Origin of the sequence: Micromonospora sp. NPDC049580 (assembly GCF_040675595.1) — a bacterium.
Classification (GTDB): domain Bacteria; phylum Actinomycetota; class Actinomycetes; order Mycobacteriales; family Micromonosporaceae; genus Micromonospora.
Genome location: NZ_JBFAPG010000844.1, coordinates 1 through 1,024, shown reverse-complemented (window position 1 = coordinate 1,024; position 1,024 = coordinate 1). Strand labels below are relative to the sequence as shown.

General features: G+C 76.5%; 1 protein-coding gene. It reads left to right on the top strand.

What is annotated here, in order from left to right:
• The first annotated feature begins 141 nt into the window (after positions 1 to 141).
• Positions 142 to 780, top strand: coding sequence for a DUF4870 domain-containing protein (locus AB0J68_RS32510; RefSeq protein ID WP_363942763.1), 639 nt, complete (start codon positions 142 to 144; stop codon positions 778 to 780).
• The last annotated feature ends 244 nt before the right edge of the window (positions 781 to 1,024 follow it).

The following is a 1,024-nucleotide window of genomic DNA, read 5'->3' as shown; positions in this document are numbered from 1 at the left end:
TACGTCGGCACCCCCGCCGACGCGATGATCAACGACAGGCCGTGGGTGCGGCCCGCGCCACCTTGCGCGGGCCGATCGGCCCGCGCGGCCGGGCGGTATCGCTCTGGTGCGACGTTGCCGCCGACACCTACCGTGACAGTCATGACTGAACCACCTCGCCCTCCCGGCGCGGGAGACCCCGGCAGTTACCCGCCGGAGCCGACTCTCCCGGGCTCGCCCTCCGCGGCCGAGCCGCCCACCGCACCACTGTCCGGGGCACCCGGCCCGGCCGGCTATCCCCCGGCCGGTGGCTATCCGCCGCCCACCGGTGACCAACCGCCGTCGGGCGGCTACCCTCCGCCAGGTGGTTACCCCCCGCCGGGCGGTTACCCCCCGGGCGGCCCGACTGGCGGCTATCCGACCGGCGGCGCCTTCGGCGGCCCCGGCGGCGGCTACGCCAACAACGAGGACAAGACCTGGGCGCTGGTCGCGCACTTCGGCGGCGCGGCCGGCATGATCATCAGTGGGGGCGTGCTCGGCTGGGTCGCCCCGCTGGTGGCGATGCTGGCCCGGGGCAGCCAGTCCCCGACGGTCCGGGCGCACGCCGTCGCCGCGCTCAACTTCCAGCTCATCTGGTCGATCGTCGGCCTGGTCGGCTGGGTGCTCTCGTGCATCCTGATCGGCTTCATCGGCGTCGGGGCGGCCATCATCCTCGGTGCCGTGTTCGGCATCCTCGCCGGCATCAAGGCCAACGAGGGCAGCCTCTACCGCTACCCACTCTCGGCCAACCTCGTCAAGTGATCCGGGCCGGCCGCTCCCCCGGCCGGTCCGGCGCACCGCCCGCACGGCCGGCCGGGGCGCGGGCTGACCGGCGACGGTCGGTCGCACCTGCCGGCCGGGCGGCGCGTCCGGGTCAGGGCAGCAGGTCGCGGACGACCGCGTCGGCGAGCAGCCGGCCGCGCAGGGTGAGCACCGCCCGGCCGGCGGCGTAGTCCCCGGCGGCCAGCAGGCCGTCGGCGAGGGCCCGCTCGGCGCCGGCCCGACC

Excerpts from the sequence above, each read along its gene's own strand:
- AB0J68_RS32510 (WP_363942763.1), top strand. The coding sequence starts at position 142 with ATGACTGAACCACCTCGCCCTCCCGGCGCGGGAGACCCCGGCAGTTAC.